Source organism: Gardnerella leopoldii (assembly GCF_003293675.1).
In the GTDB taxonomy this organism is placed as follows: Bacteria; Actinomycetota; Actinomycetes; order Actinomycetales; family Bifidobacteriaceae; genus Bifidobacterium; species Bifidobacterium leopoldii.
On sequence record NZ_CP029984.1, the window covers coordinates 587,827 to 606,499 of the forward strand.

The window sequence follows — 18,673 nt, forward strand, 5'->3', positions numbered from 1 at the left end:
ATCACTAATAATTTTCTAAAAATTGTTCGTAATGCTATCCAATATGTGCAATTGGGGAAACAAGCTCAGTTCCAGAAGCATCCCTACGCATATCTGGTTTAGGTAGCTCAACATTGCTTCCGCCTTCTGTAACGGCTTGCAATGGATAGTATCCAACGTACGCGTGTATCAACGTATCTTGACCTTTAAGGAATCTTTGCGAGCGCACGCCACCAGTTGCGCGACCTTTTGTTGGGTACATGTCAAATGGAGTAATCTTTGCAGAACCGTTTTCGGTTCCAGGAAGAGCTTCACTGTCTCCAGCAACGGTGAACACTACTGTTCCAGAAGCGGAGAATAAACCATTTTCGCCTTCTTCGTAATGCCACTCTATTGATTTTTCTGGCACTACTGCGAAGGTTGCAACTTTAGCGCCTTCTGCTAAACGAATACCTGCCATTCCGCCTGCTGTACGTCCTTGTGGCCTAACTTGTTTAGCGTCAAAAGTAAGTAATGAAGAATCACTACTAATGAACACAAGTCTGTCGTTGTCTTCCGCTGGGGCTGCAGCAATAACGGTGTCGTCGTCTTTTAAGTCAATTATGCTCCATGAATCCATGGTAGTTGGAGCTTCAAAATTCCATCTTTTAACTACACCGTTTCGTGTGCCGATTGCAAGTGGAGTAGCGTTTTGTGAGGCATCAAATGCTATTGCTGAAACTACGCGTTCTCCTCTTACTGGATCCGTGCTTTGTGTGGAAGTTAGCAATTCTTGTGCTTTTACTCCGTGGCTGAGCAGCGCAGGTTTTCCTTCTTCATAGTTAAGTTGTGGCAAATCTGCAACATGAGCTAGAACTAGTCGACCAGATGAAGTAACAAGAGCACAAGTTGAACGCGTTGTTGTTTCAAACATTGTTTTACAAGGAGTGTTAAATACGTTGTTGTTGTGCGAATTCCAATGTTCTAACACTGCAATGCTTGTTCTGGCAATTAACCCTGAAGTACTTAATGCTACTGCACAAGGCTCGTCACTTAATTGCATTGCAACAGAAGATGCGTCAGCTTCTCCAGTTTTACGAGCTGCATTAGCTGCTGCAGCCAAATCTGCTTGAGTTGAAGTAATTTTATTTGCTGATTGCACAGCTTTAATCGCAATATCCTCACTGTTTTTATTTATGCTGGAGGCTACTGGAGTAAAACTACCATCTTCATTTTCGTCAAGCAAAATTGTTCTGCGTGGAGTATCCCATTGTTTAACCGCAGAATCCATATCTGCTATTACGACGTTGTCGAGTTTCGCTTCAGAACTTAATATTTGATTTAGCTCTTCAATTTTCTTGAGCAAATCGTCGCGTTCAGCTTCGAGCTCTATTCGGCTCATTTTAGTAAGTCTGCGAAGACGTAAGTCAAGAATATACTGTGCTTGAATTTCATCAAGATCGAATACTTTAATTAACTTAGTTTTTGCACTATCTGCATCTTCAGATGAACGAATAACCTGAATTACTTCATCAATATCAAGAAGTGCAAGAAGCAAGCCATCAACCAAGTGTAAGCGTTCTTGAGCTTTTTTGCGCCTAAATTCGCTGCGTCTGCGTACTACTGTTCTGCGGTGAGAAATCCAAACGTCTAATAGCTCTCTCAAGCCCATTGTGTGAGGTCTGCCGTCAACAAGTGCAACATTGTTAATAGTAAAGCTCTCTTGCAAAGGAGTGTGCTTAAAAAGTTGAGCAAGCACAGCGTTAGGATCAAAGCCTGTCTTAATCTCAATAACAATACGAGTTCCGTTATGTCGATCTGTTAAATCAATAGCACCTGAAATACCATCTAATTTTCTTGATTTAACTCCTTGAGAAATTCTTTCCAAAACGCGTTCTGGTCCAACCATAAACGGAAGTTCTGTAACAATAATAGCTTTTTTGCGAGCAGTAATATTTTCTATATGTGTTGTAGATCTTGTAGTGAATGCTCCGCGACCTGTTGCGTAAGCTTCGCGAATGCCACTTCGACCAATGATAATTCCTCCGCTAGGCCAGTCAGGTCCTGGAACTAGTTTCATAAGATCATCTAGGGTTGCGTCAGGATGTTTCATAACATATTTTGCTGCAGCAACTACTTCTCCTAGATTATGTGTTGCCATATTAGTTGCCATGCCTACAGCAATTCCAGAAGCGCCATTTACTAAAAGATTTGGAATAGCTGCAGGAAGCACAGTAGGTTCTTTTAGTTTATTGTCGTAATTTGGTACGAAATCAACTGTATCTTCGTTGATATCCGCGTTCATACCTAGTGATGCAGGAGCTAAACGCGCTTCTGTGTATCGAGAAGCTGCTGGACCGTCGTCAAGAGAACCAAAATTACCGTGTCCGTCAACAAGTGGCAAGCGTAGGGAAAATGGTTGAGCTAAGCGAACCATTGCCTCATAGATTGCAGAATCACCGTGAGGATGAAGTTTACCCATTACTTCACCAACAACGCGCGCTGATTTCATATAAGCATGATCAGGACTCAAATTCATATTGCCCATTTGATACACAATGCGTCGCTGCACTGGTTTCATTCCGTCTCGTGCGTCCGGTAAAGCTCGAGCATAAATAACTGAATAAGCATATTCCAAGAAGGATTTGCTCATTTCTTCGTTCAATGGTGTTTCAACAATATGCTCTTTAACTTTTCTTGGGTCGAAAGCTTGCTGTGTTGAGTGATGGCGTGAGGGCATATTTAGAACTCCTTGGATGACATTACGGCTATCAATCTTACCAATTTATATGCACAAACAGCATGTTTTTGTTGAATTTTTCAGCAATTTGACTAGTTATTTATATAAATATTTGTTATTCGCGTTTTGTTCAATGCAATATAAGTGGTTCAATAGTAAGTATGAGTGCTGAAATACCGTCTGAAAATGATCTTTTACAATTCGTTGGTAATGTTAAGTACGGTGATTTTTCTAATTTCGTAGTTAATGAAGATTTTTCTTATGATTTTAATGAAAAAAATCTTGGTGGAGCGTTACATATATCTTCGGTTCTTCCAGCTTTAAGTGATGCAATAGATGCTCCTGTCAAAACAGCTATTCATAACGATCCACACGCTTTACGAGAAAGCCTTGGTTTCCCTAAATCTAATTCTGCAATTGTAGTGCTAATAGATGGTTTAGGATACTGGAATATTCTTATGCGCAAAGGTCACGCTCCTTATTTACGATCCTTACTTAACGAATCAATAAATCAAAGACCAATTAGCACGTGCGTCCCAAGCACAACTGTTGCTGCAATGGCTACTTTTGGAACAGGCACATGTCCGGGTCTTACTTGTATGACCGGTTACACGCAAAAGAATTCTCAAACTGGTAAACTTGCGCAGCTTATTCAATTTAATGATGCGCCTGATCCGCTAGTTTTGCAGCAAGAGCCAACTATATTTGAAAGTTTAGTTTCTAATGGAGTCCGTGCAGATAGCGTGGGATTACCAAAGTTTGAAAATACTCCTCTTACCAAAGCTGCTTTTCGTGGAGCAAATTATATTACTGCTGGAACTCCTAGAGCTCGCATTCTTAAGGCTGCTAATAGCAGTAAAACTCCAGGTTTAACTTATATGTATTTACGTGACGCTGATAAAACCGGTCATAATTATGGTTGGGATTCTCAGCAGTGGGTTTCTGTTTTTGAGCAAATTGACGAGCAGTTGCGTCTTTTGCGAGCAAATTGTGCTCCTGGAACATTAATTGTTATTACTGCAGATCATGGGATGATTAAATCTGATCCAAATAAGCGAGTTGATATTGCTAAGCATGATAAGCTGATAAAAGGCATATCGATGGTTGGTGGTGAACCTCGTTCTGTAATGTTGTATGCTAACAGTGACGCAAATCCTGAAGATATTATTTACCGTTGGCGTGAATATTTTGGAACTAATGCAATTGTACGCAGTAAAAAACAAGCCATTGACGATGGTCTTTTTGGTTTAGTAAACAACAGGGCAGAGGCTGTTATTGGCGATGTTATTGTGCAAGCTTGTGGAGCTTACACAATTGTTGATTCTCGCATTCAATCTGATAAAGCTATGAGTTTACCTAGCGTTCATGGATCAATGACTCACATGGAAATGGATATTCCGTGCCTCATAGATTTAGTGTAATTAGTGAGTTTTTGCTTCTAGTATTGAAAATGTTTTTATAAATCACAACTTAGCAAATAAAATGTGTGACACTCAAATTTTACTAAGAGTGTCACACATATTGTCAATAAGCGAAAAATTTATTTTTAAACTTCTTATTTAGCTTTCACCAAATAATATTTCATCCCAGCTTGGTACTGCTGCTCTTCCAGCTTTACGTTTATTGTGCTCAGAAGATGATTTTTCTTGACCATTAGCATTAATTTCTTGATTATTTTTAGCAGAATTTTGATTACTTTCAGCAGCATTTTTTTGCAAATTCGTACTAACAATATCTGCTTTTTCAGCATTTTGAACTTTTGCAGCCAATGATTTTTGCGCTTCATTAGACTCATTGACGATTTTGCTATTCGTTTCGTTTCTATTAATAAATTCAGTATCCGGTTGTATTAGCGAAGGCTGCTGAGAATTATCTTCTTTAATAAATTGCGTATTTGTTTTAGTAGAACGCTTAGAATAGCCTTTTTCTAATACTTGCTGTATGTCAGAATCATTGTCCTGATTTTCGAAGGAAGATTGGGCTTGTGCATCTGCAAGTTTGTCACTGTTTCTAAGTTCCCATTGAGAAACAGCTCGTTCGATTCTGGCAGAACGAATAGAATTTCCTGGAAGCTCTTCAGTGTTGAATGGGAAATTAATGCTTACAGTGTCTCTATAAGCTCCACCATATGGAGACTGTTTAGAAGTATCCGCTGCATTAACATCTTCACCAAGCAATAATCTAGACGAAGGGTTCGCGCATGTAACAGAGTTGTCATGCATGTTCCATGTCCACTCAGCTTTAATAGTGCGACTAGCAGTTTTGAAAGTAGCAGTAATTCGCCATGGCTCTAATCCTCTGCGCGTTGCTTTCCATTGCACTGTTTCCATGCCAATATGTGCTTTAGCTAACGTTCTTTCAATTAAATCTGCAATAGTGCGCATATTGCTTTGTTTAGGAGCAGGTACTAGAAGGAACTGCTCAATTGCATACTGCTTTTCGGTTTCAACGCCTGCAGAAAAACGCCTAACTTGTGCTTCACTAACGTTGTATCTTTGTGCTACATGTGAAGGTGCAACTCCTGCGCGAATCAATGCCTGAATTTGCGAAATAGGCAATGTTGCATTAGATTGCATAGAATTTGCGCCAGCGTTTGCTGAGTTCTGTTCATCGCTGTTTTTACTCGTAATTTTATGTGAACCAGCGATGGCGCGTTCCAGCGTGTCGTCCACTTGAATACGTAACGGCGTGTTTTCACAAATGAAAATCAAATTACCGTCTGCGTCAATATGGTCGAAACTCGCCTCTTTTGGCGGATTTTCAAGCATTATGCACCACTTTCTTCGCTTTTAACAATACTATTTATACACTTTAGTCCATACACTGCATTCTTTACCATTTTATTTAAAATAAAAAATGTGTAATATACGGGGTAGCATTCGTGTATGCTATGCGCGTAAGTAGCTTTAAAAACGAAAGGACCATAATGGCACAGGATTATGATTCTCCTCGTAGCAAAGATGAGGACGAAGAGTCGTTGGAAGCTTTGAGTAAAGGTTCTCAAAATTCAAGCAGCGATATTGACGATGATGAAAATGCTATTGCTGAAGACTACGAGTTGCCAGGTGCTGATTTAAGTAACGAAGATGCATCCGTAACTGTTATCCCTATGCAAGGCGATGAATTTATTTGTTCTGAATGCTTCTTAGTTAAGCATCGCAGCCAGTTAGCTGAAACTAATGCTGATGGTCAGCCTATTTGCAAGGAGTGCGCAGCTTAAATGGCATATGACGAGACCTATACTGGCCCCGAACAGGTTGAGGTATTAATTAAGTATCTCGATGATGAAACATCTACATTACAGCCGCTTTGCTACGCGCATGCAGGTGATGCAGGTGCCGATTTAAGAACTACCCAAGATTTTACCTTGCGTCCTTTCCAGAGAGCGCTTGTTCCTACTGGAGTTGCTATAGCTTTACCTGCAGGTTATGTTGCTTTAGTGCATCCTCGTTCTGGTTTAGCAGCAAAACAGGGTGTGACTGTGCTAAATGCACCTGGAACAGTTGATGCCGGGTATCGTGGTGAAATTAAGGTTCCTCTTATTAATTTAGATCCTGAGAACACAGTGCAATTCCATAAAGGTGATCGTATCGCTCAAATGGTTATACAACGTTATGTAGAAGCACAATTTATTCCCGCATCTAAATTACCTGAATCTGATCGCTCTGATAAAGGTTTTGGCTCCACTGGCGTACAATAATCTTTTTATAAATATCCGACCGGTTTTTAAAACTGAGTCGGATTTATTGTATGTATTTTTTGTTTTTGTAGTGTATTGAGCGAATTGCAGGTAGGATAGTAAAAGTACCAGGAGGTGCCAAATGGGTGAACTTCAAGAGGATGTAAAAGGATCCAATAGGCTCGGATGTGAAATCAGCGAAGATTCTCGAAATCCATTATTGCCAATATTGAGCATGTGCCAATGGCATCATCCTAATGAGGATATGAGCATTCTTCATAGAGCTTATGATCGTGCTGTAAAGCAGCATACAGGTCAAAGACGCAAATCTGGTGAGCCATACATTATTCATCCTCTTGCTGTAGCTCAAATTCTTGCAGATCTTGGAATGGGACCAATTGTTGTTGCTTCAGGATTATTACACGACACTGTAGAAGATACAGATTACACGCTAGAAGAATGTCGAGCTGAATTTGGCGATACTGTAGCAGGTCTTGTAGATGGTGTTACAAAAATATCCAACATGGAATATGGCGAAAGTGCTCAAGCAGAAACTATTCGTAAGATGGTTGTTGCAATGAGCCGCGATGTGCGAGTGCTTGTAGTAAAGCTTGCGGATCGTTTGCACAATGCTCGCACTTGGAGGTATGTTAAGCCATCAAGTTCACATAAAAAAGCAAGAGAAACTCTTGACGTATATGCGCCTCTTGCTAACCGTTTAGGTATGAATGCAATTAAAACTGAACTTGAAGAGCTGAGTTTTAAAGTACTGTATCCAAAAATTTATAATGAAATTGTTGTTTTAGTTGCTCGTAGAGCAGGTCAGCGCGAAGTTTATTTACGACAAATTCTTGAAGAAATTAATGCAGATCTTGCAGAACAACACGTTAAAGCATCAGTAAAAGGTCGACCAAAAGATTATTTCTCTATTTACCAAAAGATGATCGTTCGAGGTCATGATTTTGCTAATATTTACGATTTAGTTGGCGTGAGAATAATAGTCGATTCTATTCGTGACTGTTATGCAGCATTAGGTGCAGTGCATGCTCGATGGAGCCCTGTTCCAGGACGTTTTAAGGATTACATTGCAACTCCAAAGTTGAATATGTATCAAAGCTTGCATACTACAGTTGTAGGCCCTGGTGGAAAGCCAGTAGAGATTCAAATACGCACATGGGATATGCATAGGCGTGCTGAATTTGGTATCGCAGCGCATTGGAAGTACAAAGCTAATGGTCAGGCTGGTCGCGCTTTAAGTAAGCCTGATAATGATGATTTAAAACGCGAAAATAATATTGATGACAAAAAAGAGCTTAGCGAAGCAGATAATCTTAAGTGGATTCAACAGCTTGCTGATTGGACTAGTGAGACTCCAGATTCAGATGAATTCTTAGGTTCATTAAAGCAAGATCTTGGTGCTTCTGAAGTTTATGTTTTTACTCCAAAGGGGAGTATTGTTGCGCTTCCGCAGGATGCAACTCCTGTTGATTTTGCATATTCTGTGCATACTGAAGTTGGTCATCGCATGATGGGTGCTCGTGTAAATGGACGTTTAGTTCCTCTTGATACGAAGCTTTCAAACGGTGACACTGTAGAGGTACTTACTTCAAAGTCGGATACAGCTGGACCATCACGCGATTGGCTGAGTTTTGTAAAATCTCCTCGTGCTCGAAATAAAATACGTCAATGGTTTAGCAAGGAACGCCGCTCTGAGGCGATTGAAGAGGGCAAGGATGAGCTAACTCGCGCTATGCGTAAACGTAACTTGCCTTTAACTACTTTGATGACGCAGCAGGCATTAATTGGCGTTGCTGATGAATTGAATTTGCCTACTAATGTTGAGTCTTTATATGCGGCTATTGGCGAAGGCCAAGTTTCTACACAGAATGTTATTTCGCGTTTAGTAAAAGATGCGGGCGCTGATGAAGTTGCAGAAGAAGTAGAACAAGAAGCATTGCCTTTACGTCATGTTGAGCGCAGCCATAAGTCTAACGGCGCTTTGGGAGTATCAGTTAAGGGTGTTGGAGACGTTTGGGTAAAGCTTGCAAAATGTTGCATGCCAGTTCCAGGAGATATGATTATTGGTTTTATAACACGAAACCAAGGTGTGTCTGTGCATAGGACTGACTGCCAGAACATGCTCGATTTGCAAAAAACTCAATCAGAGCGCGTTATTCCTGTTCAATGGACTAGCGATAAAGGCTTGTTCTTGGTTAAGGTCCAAGTTGAAGCATTGGATCGACAACATCTTCTTTCGGATGTTACTCGCGTTCTTTCAGATCATGGAGTAAATATTCTTTCCGGAACTATTGCTACAGGCGATGACCGTGTTGCAACAAGTCAATTTACCTTTGAAATGGCAGATCCTCAGCACTTAGCAACTCTACTTGCTGCTATCCGTAAAATTGAAGGCGTTTTTGACGTTTACCGCATTACGGGAGCAAAAGATAGCGCAGAGCCGCGTTTGCGAAAAATGGAACGAGGAGATTTATAAAAGATGGGCACCCCAGCTTTGGAGTGCCCATCTTCGTTTTTGCGCAAATAGTATTTGTTTAATGTAATAAATACGAAAAACGCTTAATTTCAGGCAGTGACAGCCTTCTTCAACAAGGAGCCAGCAGAAATACGTACACCGTAAGAAGCTGGAATCTTGATTGTTTCACCGGTACGCGGGTTGCGGCCAGTGCGCTCAGCACGCTTTACGCGTTCTGCGGAGAACAGACCAGTAAGCTTCAAACCTTCACCGGACTGTAAAGCCTCAACGAACACATCCTGGAATGCGTTGACGGCGGCTTCGGCCTGTGCCTTGGTCAGGTTGGACTTCTGTGCGATCTTAGAAACGAGATCAGACTTGTTGTATGCCATGCAGCATCCTTTGTGTCAGGGGACCTTCTCTTCAAAGGTCACGTTCATACTAGATACTAGTACATTTTCCCTACAAATGTAGCCATTTTTGCATTTTTTCTTAATATTTTTATTTATTTTTTGTTATTTTTTATTTAAAACATACTCGTATTAAATCAGATACGATATTTGCTAATAAAAATACACAAATGTTTGTAAATCTCACTTATATAAGCTCATTATTGCTAAGCCACTTCATTGCAAACGCGCCTAACGGAATTCTTAACCAGTAGAACATAAGTCTATACAGAAGGGTGGCAGACAAAGCAACTGTTGGAGGAACACCTACAGATGTAAAAGCGAAAGTAAGAGAAGCTTCGACAGCACCCAAGCCGCCTGGTGTAGGCACTGCCGATCCAGCAGCGTTAGCAAGTAAGAATAGTAAGATTGTTTCCCAAGGATTTGCGTAATATCCAAATGCAAGTAAAGAAATCCAATAACCCAATCCAATGCATGAAACAAGCACAATAGCACCGAAAGAGCCCGCAATAAGTTGCATAGGATGTGAAATAAGTTCCTTAATTTGACGACCGTAATCAGATAATATTGGCAAATAATGTTTGCGAATTGTTTTACGAGCGGACGGGATAACCATTAAAACACAAACTATAAGAGTGATTATTCCAATGAAAGTAATGAGCATATGAGTAGGAATCATTCCAGAAAGCACATTTTTACCGGTGAAAACGCCTATAGAAAGTAATACTAAAGTTGTCATTAATGCTTGAATAAGCCATACTGCACTAGTAATTGCTGTAGCTTGAGCCGGAGTGTACCCGTTTTTCTTTAATAATTGCATATTTACAAATGCAGGACCAACACCAGCAGGCATAGAAACTGCTGTGAAACCAGAAGCTGCTTGAGATGCAAACAAAACATGTGCAGAAGGTTTTTGATCATCCATGAATGAGCCGAGAGTAATTGCAGATCCAATCCAAGCAAACATGCTGCAAGCAAAGCACATAAATACCATTACATTATCTGCGTGACGCAAGGCAGCAAATATTTCCTGAGGATGCCACTGTGTAGCGATAACAGCAACAGCAACAATTGAAAGAACTAAGCTAACAAAGAAACGTATATTGAAACGAGCTAAACGCACAGTATCATAATCTTCTTCATCTGTGCTTAAAGCAACTGTTTCACTTAGCTTATTGCAAAGATTTTGGAAAACTTTTTTATTCCAAGATGGCAAAGATCTCGTAGAAGCAGGAATAGCGGCTTTTTGCATAAAAGGCAATAGCGCAGATAACTTTTCTACACCCCATGTGTTAATAGCAGCTTTAAGAGCAGTGTCAATATCTGTGCAAGATGCAATAAGCGTTAAAAGCTGAACTTTATCAAGTGCAATATTTGTATCATCGCTGGCAACATCGCCATTTTGCCAACCTGCAATAACTGGGGTTCCATCTTCAAGCCTAGCAATAGTTTCAGGAGTGATGCGTCTATGCGTAATACCGCGAGTATTAGCCGCATCGACATAACGCATTAATTTTGCTGCATCATCAATAGTTAAAGTGTTCAAATTACAAGGCAGCAGAGCGTTAGAAGCATGAAAAACCATTATTGAAGATTTATCACTGTCGCTTACTCCATAAACATTCGCTGTTGGTAAATGCATATTTCGTAAAACAAGAAGCATAGAAAGATGGTGATGAACAGAATGCCTAGCAGAACGATCTCTACGAGTCGGTATATCTACTAAACGCACCCACTGCCATAATTGATTTAAATAACCTGGTAAATGAACTTGATTATCTAATACTGAAATTACATAACGTATGCCGTGAATGTCTGTTGCATCATACAATCTTGAATTTTCAATTAAATCGTCATCAAGACTTGAACGAAGAACTCCAGTATGATCAGCTTGCTGAGTTCTACGAGTTAATTGAGTAAGATTATCTATGCCAATATTTTTTAAAGCAAGAACAATATCGTCACCCCAAGCACCCTTACTGCGTGTGCCTTTTGCGAAACGAATAAGCGTACCAATTGCTCTTCCTAAGCAGCATGATACAAGAACAGCGGAGTAGGAGTCCCAAGATGAAAATAGAAGTATTGCTGTAACAATGAATAAAGCATTCCAGCCCCACATTACATGCTTATATTCGCGTCTAGGACCACTAACTGTAAGAAAAGCAACTAGAACAGCATACATGTCTGGAAGCAAATCAGCCCAAGTGTTATTGGACTGCATTTGTAAAGATTCAATCAAAGCTATATTGTGTGTAGAAAATATCGCAATAGATAACAGCCATACTGAACCATAACTTATAAACAGTGTAATAACAGAAATAGCGGTATCAATCCAACGCCTGTCAGAAACCATGTGTGCAATAACTTCTGCAACAACAATGAGAGTAAGACCTTGCTGTATCAGAACAAATGAAAGATTATTAAAAGATAACCCTATAATTTGAGTAGCACTTCGTGCATCAATCTTCATAGCATCAGCCGTTGCTGACAAACACATTGACGACAACAAAGTAAAAACGCCAATTACAACTGATGATATTGCATACAACAAATCAGCCCAACTACGTACTAAGCTAGGCTGAGTATCTTCAATAACAAGATTTGGATTTATGCTAGATTGCATCGCTTTACCGTCTACTTAATCAATAAAGTCCACCAATCGTGAAGCAAATCCAGTGTAAGATTCTGGTGTCATTGCTTGCAAACGAGCTGCAGTATTGGCATCAAAGCTACGAGATTTAATGAATTCTTCTACGTCACTTTGTGAAATATGGTGACCGCGCATTAATTCTTTTACTTGCTCATATGGTTGTTCCATACCAGGTACGCCAGCAATTTCTTCAGCACGCATTGCTGTTTGAATTGGCTCTCCAAGAACTTCCCAATTTTCGTCTAATTCTTTTGCCATAAATTCTTTATTAGGATGAATAGACTTCAAACCGCCTAAAAGATTATTCAAAGCAAGAAGAGCATAACCGAAAGCTGAGCCAACATTCCTTTGAGTAGTAGAGTCTGTAAGATCACGCTGCCAGCGGCTTTCAGTAAGAGTTGCACATAATGTGTCAAACAGTGAGCAAGAAATCTCAAGATTAGCTTCAGCGTTCTCAAAACGAATAGGGTTAACCTTATGAGGCATAGTAGAAGATCCTGTAGCTCCCTTTACAGGAACTTGCACAAAAATACCCCTAGAAATATACATCCATACATCAACTGCAAGATTATGCAAAATATGGTTTATGTGACTTACAGTGCTATAAAGTTCAGCTTGCCAATCGTGGCTTTCAATTTGAGTTGTTAATGGATTCCATTGAAGACCCATTCTATTTTCAACAAACTCTTGAGATACGCTAATCCAATCAACTTCTGGGAAAGCAGCTAAATGAGCTCCAAAAGTTCCTGTAGCACCATTCAACTTTCCTAAATACTCTTGATTATCAAGATGACGAAGTTGACGACGCAAACGATATGCAAACACTGCCAATTCCTTACCCAAAGTAGTTGGAGTAGCAGGCTGGCCATGAGTTAACGAAAGCATAGATAAATCTCTATATTCGTTAGCATTCTTAACTAAATAATCAACTATCGCTTCTAAATTCGGACGATAAACGTTTAAAACAGCTTGCTTTACGCAACGCGCAATAGAAAGATTATTAATATCTTCACTTGTGCATGAAAAATGCACTAAAGTTTTTAAATTTGAAAGCTCAGTAGCATGACCAAGCTTATTCTCTGCTTCGTCTAACGCATCGTCAATGTAGTATTCAACAGCTTTAACATCGTGATGAGTAATAGCCTCATGCGCAGCATGACGAGCAATTCCTTCAGCATCAAAATTTTCAGGAATAGAACGCAAATATGAGCATTCTTCATCAGTTAAAGGATTAACACCCTTAACAATTGGCTGGAATTGATTAGCTTCATAACCATTTGCGAGAAGAATCATCCACTCAACTTCTACACGCATGCGCTCGCGATTTAACGCAGGTTCGCTTAAATATTCAACGAGTGCGGATGTTTGATTATGATAACGTCCATCGAGAGGAGTCAGAGCTATTGCAGGAGAAATATCGGTAAGCTTCATAGTTTAAGGTTACATCATGCTGCGAATTAGCTTAATTTTACTCAATAAGAATTTAATTATTTTATTTTTTCATTATTCCTTGCCACAATGTAGTACTTTGCAATTTGCCATTAATAGTATTCTGAAAATGTCGATCTTGCTCGCGCACACTTTTAGATCCGAGTTGAAGAGCATCTTCATAAGCTGCAGTATGGTAATGCAAATCATGAGTTAAAGTTCCTTCTTCTGGAACATCATTAACGAATATTCCGTCATTATCGAATTTTTTAATCGAATATTGTTTGCCAGAAAAACGCGTGACTCCAGGAGGTAAAGAACGCTTAGATTCTTTAACATGAATTGCATGCCCATGAATAGTCACCCAATTATTTCTACGAGGATTCTCCTTGCCATCTAAAGAAGGTACAATCTCATCGTCCATCTCAATACTAGTAACCCAAGTCTTCTTGGGAATTGGATGATTTGCAATAGGAGATCCAGCAGTAACAACATGCTGTATGTTGTACTGTTTAGAGTAATCGCTTGCAATGCTTGCTGCAACAATGCCTCCCTGAGAATGGCCTACTAAAGCAACAGGCTCGTTAGGTTTAATTCCAGAACGTTTCATAGCTTCTACAACCATTCGAGTGCTATCAGCTTGTTTTCTCATTAAAGAACTATGACTCATTACTTCTGCGTTTTGTGCCCAACCAAAAGGAGAGTGTGCTTTACCGTCAGTTCCTGGAATTATTACTAACCATGACGAACTGCCATCGCTGCGCTTAAAACGTTGAATTGCAATAGTAGCAGCATCTGGATTAACAAGTGGTGGCCTAACGCCCAAATTTCCGCTTCCAAGTTCCGTTAAATTTTCTAAAGTTTCAAGCAGATTACGTCCAGGTCTAGCAAGAACAGATCCAGGTTTTCTCCACGTCTCATTTACTTTAGTGAGAAGTAAATTATTACCTTGCTTTCGATCATTAATAGGCGCGCTTACGAAGCTAAGAGCACTAGAAATAAATGGAATAGCTTGTGATAAATATTTTTGAGCATTGGATAAAAAGTTTAGTGAGGTTTCACGCTCTTTTTTATTTATGGGGCCTTTCGCATTTCCGGCAATAAATATTGGCAAACTTGTAATAGGATTTAAAATAAGGTGCTGCGATAAACCTCGAATAATTCCTTGTTGCATACTCTTAGTTGCGTAGGACCATTTAGCAAGATATTGGAAACCTGAATGATTTTTATCATCTTGTTTGACAGCAAGACTTGCGGACAATAAAACGTGTAAAGCAAAAATAGGGTTTGCAAGAGCCAAGAAAGAAATTTTATTGTCTAACTCGTCTTTTGCACGAAATTCTGCATCTTCATATAAATTATTTGCTCTTACAATAAGAAAAGCAAGATTTTCTAAATTTTGAGACATTAAATAACATTTATGAGCATACTCATGACATATGCTTTCAGTTAAAAATGATTGCGAAGAATCATGAATATATGCTCCTGATTCTTTTTGTATACCATAATTTTGACCGGCAATAACCATCGCTGCATTAAGCCATAAATTTTTTAGCGTAAGCAATTCTTTAGCAATATTGTTGAGTTTTCTGGAAAAACTAATATACGCTTCTCTATCAGCAACGCTAATCGTCATTCCACCTACAACAGAGGACTTAACTTTCCAAGACATACTATATTCCTCCGCGAATGTTATATAACGCATACGCTTGTGCGGAAATATTTTTCATACTATGACGAAAATGTTCGGCTGCAAGCCCTTGCCAATCTTCTAATTCAGTCGCTGCGGATTCTGCTATAACGCAGCGAGCGCACTCTTGAGTGCGTTGTATAAGCCATTGCCATTCGTAATATGTGTGCATAATCGTTATTACACACGTTCATTAATAAAAAGTCACTAAAAAATATTCAATGTGGTTAAAAGGTTATTCAATGCTTATTGCTTCGCTTATAACCAATCTTGAAGATTTAATTACCAAGGCTTATTGCTGCTTTCATCAGTTTTAGTACGTTTTTCTGTCTTTTCTAAACCTTGCTGGTCTTCTTGATCCTGTGAATATTTAGAATCCACATGATCGTTCTGTTTTAGCAAGTTTTCAACTTTATTGCGCTGAGTATTGTCCAACTGAGGCTTAGACGAATCTGACTGCTTTTTATCTTTAGAAGGATTGTCAGAATTATCGTTTTTAAAATGATTGTTATGCTTTTTCGGTTTCTGTTGCTTATTAGTATTGTTTTGATTCTGCTTTAATTTTTCTGTTAACTTTCGTGATAATTCAGCATTTTTGTCAATACTACTTCGAAGTTGAGGAAGCAGCATCATTTCTTGAGATTTAGCATCATCAAATTGAGCATCAGTTTGCTGTTGCTGAGTTAAAAGCACATTCTTGTCGCTATCGATACTCTTGGAAGATTTTATGTTAGAAATAAGGCTATCAGTAGCAGCATTATATGCGTATTGTGCTCTCCAATTTACGATAGCAAAATACGCTATTAATATCGCAATAATCAAGAACAAGAATGTAACAATGCGAATAATTGTGCGACTAGACATGTGCTTCATACTAATTTCCTTGAAGTTATAAACCACGACATTAATTCCCAAATTAAAAGTATCGACGCAAATATTGCAAACGGCCAAATAATTGGTTCAGGTCTCAAACGAGGCTTTGCTGTCTCGTTCATTCTCCATTGGTGTGAAAGAATTGGTTTTGCTTCGTCTCCAAATGTTACATTTAAAGATGAGTGCATATACTTGCCGCTAAGCTCATCGGCAATATTTCGTAAGTTCTTTTCATCAAGCTTTGAAATGCCAGGATTGCCCGTAGCAGGATCAATAACCCATTGATTAGAGGTATTGTTTTCGCTGTAGTCGTCAAGTTGCAGCTGTGTTTTTTCCAAAGGTATTTTAGCTCCTTTAGATGAGCCTATTCCAATAACAAATGCGTTAGTAATATAAGCTCTGAGCGATGAAAATGTGCGGCGCTTCCGTTGAGTTGTTTCCTCACCGTCGCTTATAACATACAAAACTGTTGTGTCATCTGGATGAGCATCATGTATAGCTTTTGCAGTAAGCAAAGTTTGATCTATAGGTGCGTCAAGACTAGTTCCAGTAGCTACGCTAGTTGGCTCAGTTCGTAGAGTATTTATCCAATTGTCAACTGCTCTAGCATCAGGCGTCAATGGGACATCAACAGACGTAGAAGCACCAAAAGAAATAGCAGCAAAACTTGAGTTAGCATAGGATTTTGTTATTTGATGAATAATATTCCTTGCTGCTTCAATACGCTCAATCTTACTATTTTTTGCATAATCAGCGTCTTTTGCTCTCATTGAACCTGTTATATCTAGAGCAATAATCACGTTTGTTGCATTTACTGCTCTTTGTAAAGTTGAACGCATAATACTTGGAGATAGCACGCAAATTATTAGCATTATACATATGCCAATACGTCTTAATCTCATGCAAAAAGTTTCATCACTTGATTCAGGTTTCCTGCGTATAGGCACAATTTCAAAAAACATTGCTGCCAACAAAACCAATATTGCAATAATCGCAATAATCCAACCATATGATGGAGAAAAAACCAACTGACCTGCTTGAGAAGTGTCAGAAGCTTCAATTTTAGCGTGTGCAAACAGTAGGGTAGTAGCAGAAAATAGTGTTGTTGTCATCGCTTCATCTTCTTTGCAATAGCTAGCCAAATCACAACGCTAAACACAGTAAACAAAACCCAAAGACCAGGATCGTCACTAAATGCAGACTGAGCAGCGCCTTGAGGAATTGCTGTATGTCTTTTTTCAATTTCTTTTACTAAATTAATAACGGAATCAGAATTGCGTTGAGACAGGAAAATTCCACCATGAGATTCAATAAGCTGTTTCATTTCTAATGTAGTGTCATCATTCTCATTCTGTTTTGCGCCAGAATATAACCCATCGACAGTAATTTTAGCCTGCTTTGTTAAATCTAAAGCTTGCTTTAATGAGTAAGTTTGTTTTCCAGAAACAACATTATCTGTAGCAAGAACAATAGAAGAACTTCTATTAAAACGGCTTTGTATTTTATGGTTATTATGAGCAGAACCATAAATAAAACCTGGAAGCATTGCTGCGCAACTAACTAAACCGTCTCCAATAAGCGATGTTGCGTTTTTGCGATTTTGAGTTCCTTCAAGCCAGTCAGAAATTTCTTGATATTGACGTTGTTGTAAACGATTAATGCGACTTTGCGATTGAACTCCGCCAAGCAAATTTGCAGCATATTGCAATTGTTTTTTAGCCAATCGATAGTCGTCAGTCAGTGGAAAAACTGTCCTAGATGTGGAGTTAAAAATGCTCAATCCAATGCGTTCACCCTGAAAATGCTCAATAAAATTAAGATACGCTTGAATCACTTCGCGATCATATGGTAGAGCAGAACCTGAAACGTCTAAGCATAAAACAATGTCTCTAGAACTAACTTGCTCGTTCGCATTAAACACTCGTGCTGGTCTGGAAGCAATAGCAAGCGCACTGCACAAAGATACTACCAATGCAGCCGTAGCAAACCTTCTAAACATTCGCCACATATACCATGAATGACTAGTAGTAGTTCCTTGTAGATCATTGTCAAAAGTAAAAGTATAGAATTTTCGCGTAATATTACTAGTTTGACTCTTATACTTCTTTTTTAAAATATTGCTACGAATGGAATCTAAAATTAGTAAGACAGCAAAAATTGCTACAGAAACAACAACACCTGCAACAAAAAGCAGCGGCCATTGCCATCTCCATGGCCATATGTATTCCCAAACATTATTACTCATCAACGTTTGTCCTTCGTTTGCCAGCCTTCAAGCAATACTAAAACCCATTCAGCAGCCTGCTCAACAGTAGTATTTCGCGCTTGCTCGTTTGCTTTGCGATCAGCAAATTCTGGAGGATACAAAGCAGATATTGTTTGGCGTAACATATCAGCACTTTTTTTATTGCGCCATTTCAAACGCAAAGAAGCCAATTCTCCCAAAGTGTGAGTTTGAATATCTTCACCGCTCATCTTCGAAATATAAGATCTAGCAATAAACGCCAATTTTGCACAAGCCTGATCTTTAGTAAGTTCATTGTTATGATACTTCTCAACAATCGCATCAATATCTTTACGCCAAGCTTGTTTGTTTACATTATGAACGTGAACTGCTTCTGTAGAATTGCTACTTTCAGCTAATTTCTTTGGCTTTTTAAAAGAAAAATATAAAACCGCAAAAGCAATAAAGATAACAACAAGCGATGCAGAAAGTAGTATTAAAAAAAGCGTTTCATCATGCAAAGGCTTTTGAATATCTTCCAGGCTCAT

At 39.1% G+C, this 18,673-nt stretch carries 15 protein-coding genes; 4 read left to right on the forward strand and 11 right to left on the reverse strand.

The features are described 5' to 3' along the window. Nucleotides 1-34: 34 nt before the first annotated feature. Nucleotides 35-2,698 (reverse strand): DNA gyrase/topoisomerase IV subunit A, encoded by a 2,664-nt coding sequence (locus DOD25_RS02490; RefSeq protein ID WP_101886027.1) that lies wholly within the window; start codon nt 2,696-2,698, stop codon nt 35-37. A gap of 161 nt (nt 2,699-2,859) precedes the next feature. Here DOD25_RS02490 and DOD25_RS02495 point away from each other — a divergent pair, with 161 nt between their 5' ends. After that, complete coding sequence (locus DOD25_RS02495; RefSeq protein ID WP_064340448.1) at nt 2,860-4,119, forward strand: alkaline phosphatase family protein; 1,260 nt, start codon at nt 2,860-2,862, stop codon at nt 4,117-4,119. A 138-nt stretch (nt 4,120-4,257) separates the two neighbouring features. On the opposite strand, the gene sepH is transcribed toward DOD25_RS02495, so the two are convergent. Continuing rightward, nucleotides 4,258-5,466, reverse strand: coding sequence for a septation protein SepH (sepH, locus tag DOD25_RS02500; protein ID WP_101886028.1), 1,209 nt, complete (start codon nt 5,464-5,466; stop codon nt 4,258-4,260). 158 nt (nt 5,467-5,624) lie between these two features. Here sepH and DOD25_RS02505 point away from each other — a divergent pair, with 158 nt between their 5' ends. The 3 genes from DOD25_RS02505 (at nt 5,625) to DOD25_RS02515 (ending at nt 8,871) form a co-directional block, all read left to right on the forward strand. Further along, entirely contained in the window at nt 5,625-5,918 is a 294-nt protein-coding gene (locus DOD25_RS02505; RefSeq protein ID WP_004106775.1) for a DUF4193 domain-containing protein, read from the forward strand. Next, nucleotides 5,919-6,398 carry a dUTP diphosphatase gene (gene dut / locus DOD25_RS02510; RefSeq protein ID WP_004106773.1) on the forward strand — a complete coding sequence of 160 codons (480 nt, stop codon included), beginning with the start codon at nt 5,919-5,921 and terminating at the stop codon, nt 6,396-6,398. 121 nt (nt 6,399-6,519) lie between these two features. Further along, a complete protein-coding gene (locus DOD25_RS02515) occupies nt 6,520-8,871 on the forward strand; it encodes a RelA/SpoT family protein (RefSeq protein WP_004119477.1) in 2,352 nt (783 codons plus the stop codon). A gap of 89 nt (nt 8,872-8,960) precedes the next feature. Here the strand turns inward: DOD25_RS02515 and DOD25_RS02520 are convergent, their stop codons facing one another. The 9 genes from DOD25_RS02520 to DOD25_RS02560 form a co-directional block, all read right to left on the reverse strand. Continuing rightward, entirely contained in the window at nt 8,961-9,242 is a 282-nt protein-coding gene (locus tag DOD25_RS02520) for an HU family DNA-binding protein (protein ID WP_004119480.1), read from the reverse strand. Nucleotides 9,243-9,447: 205 nt separating this feature from the next. After that, entirely contained in the window at nt 9,448-11,883 is a 2,436-nt protein-coding gene (locus DOD25_RS02525; protein WP_112928635.1) for a lysylphosphatidylglycerol synthase transmembrane domain-containing protein, read from the reverse strand. 15 nt (nt 11,884-11,898) lie between these two features. Further along, nucleotides 11,899-13,341 carry an adenylosuccinate lyase gene (gene purB / locus DOD25_RS02530; protein ID WP_112928637.1) on the reverse strand — a complete coding sequence of 481 codons (1,443 nt, stop codon included), beginning with the start codon at nt 13,339-13,341 and terminating at the stop codon, nt 11,899-11,901. Nucleotides 13,342-13,402: 61 nt separating this feature from the next. Further along, entirely contained in the window at nt 13,403-15,010 is a 1,608-nt protein-coding gene (locus DOD25_RS02535) for an esterase/lipase family protein (RefSeq protein WP_064340177.1), read from the reverse strand. Nucleotide 15,011: 1 nt separating this feature from the next. Beyond that, nucleotides 15,012-15,200 (reverse strand): hypothetical protein, encoded by a 189-nt coding sequence (locus tag DOD25_RS02540; protein ID WP_004119491.1) that lies wholly within the window; start codon nt 15,198-15,200, stop codon nt 15,012-15,014. 110 nt (nt 15,201-15,310) lie between these two features. Continuing rightward, nucleotides 15,311-15,901 (reverse strand): DUF6466 family protein, encoded by a 591-nt coding sequence (locus DOD25_RS02545; RefSeq protein ID WP_004119493.1) that lies wholly within the window; start codon nt 15,899-15,901, stop codon nt 15,311-15,313. Then, nucleotides 15,898-17,013 (reverse strand): vWA domain-containing protein, encoded by a 1,116-nt coding sequence (locus DOD25_RS02550; protein WP_004119495.1) that lies wholly within the window; start codon nt 17,011-17,013, stop codon nt 15,898-15,900. The genes DOD25_RS02545 and DOD25_RS02550 overlap by 4 nt, the downstream gene beginning before the upstream one ends. Further along, nucleotides 17,010-18,146: a vWA domain-containing protein gene (locus DOD25_RS02555; RefSeq protein ID WP_064340179.1), complete on the reverse strand. Its 1,137-nt coding sequence runs from the start codon at nt 18,144-18,146 to the stop codon at nt 17,010-17,012. The genes DOD25_RS02550 and DOD25_RS02555 overlap by 4 nt, the downstream gene beginning before the upstream one ends. Next, nucleotides 18,146-18,673, reverse strand: coding sequence for a hypothetical protein (locus DOD25_RS02560; protein ID WP_112928638.1), 528 nt, complete (start codon nt 18,671-18,673; stop codon nt 18,146-18,148). The genes DOD25_RS02555 and DOD25_RS02560 overlap by 1 nt, the downstream gene beginning before the upstream one ends.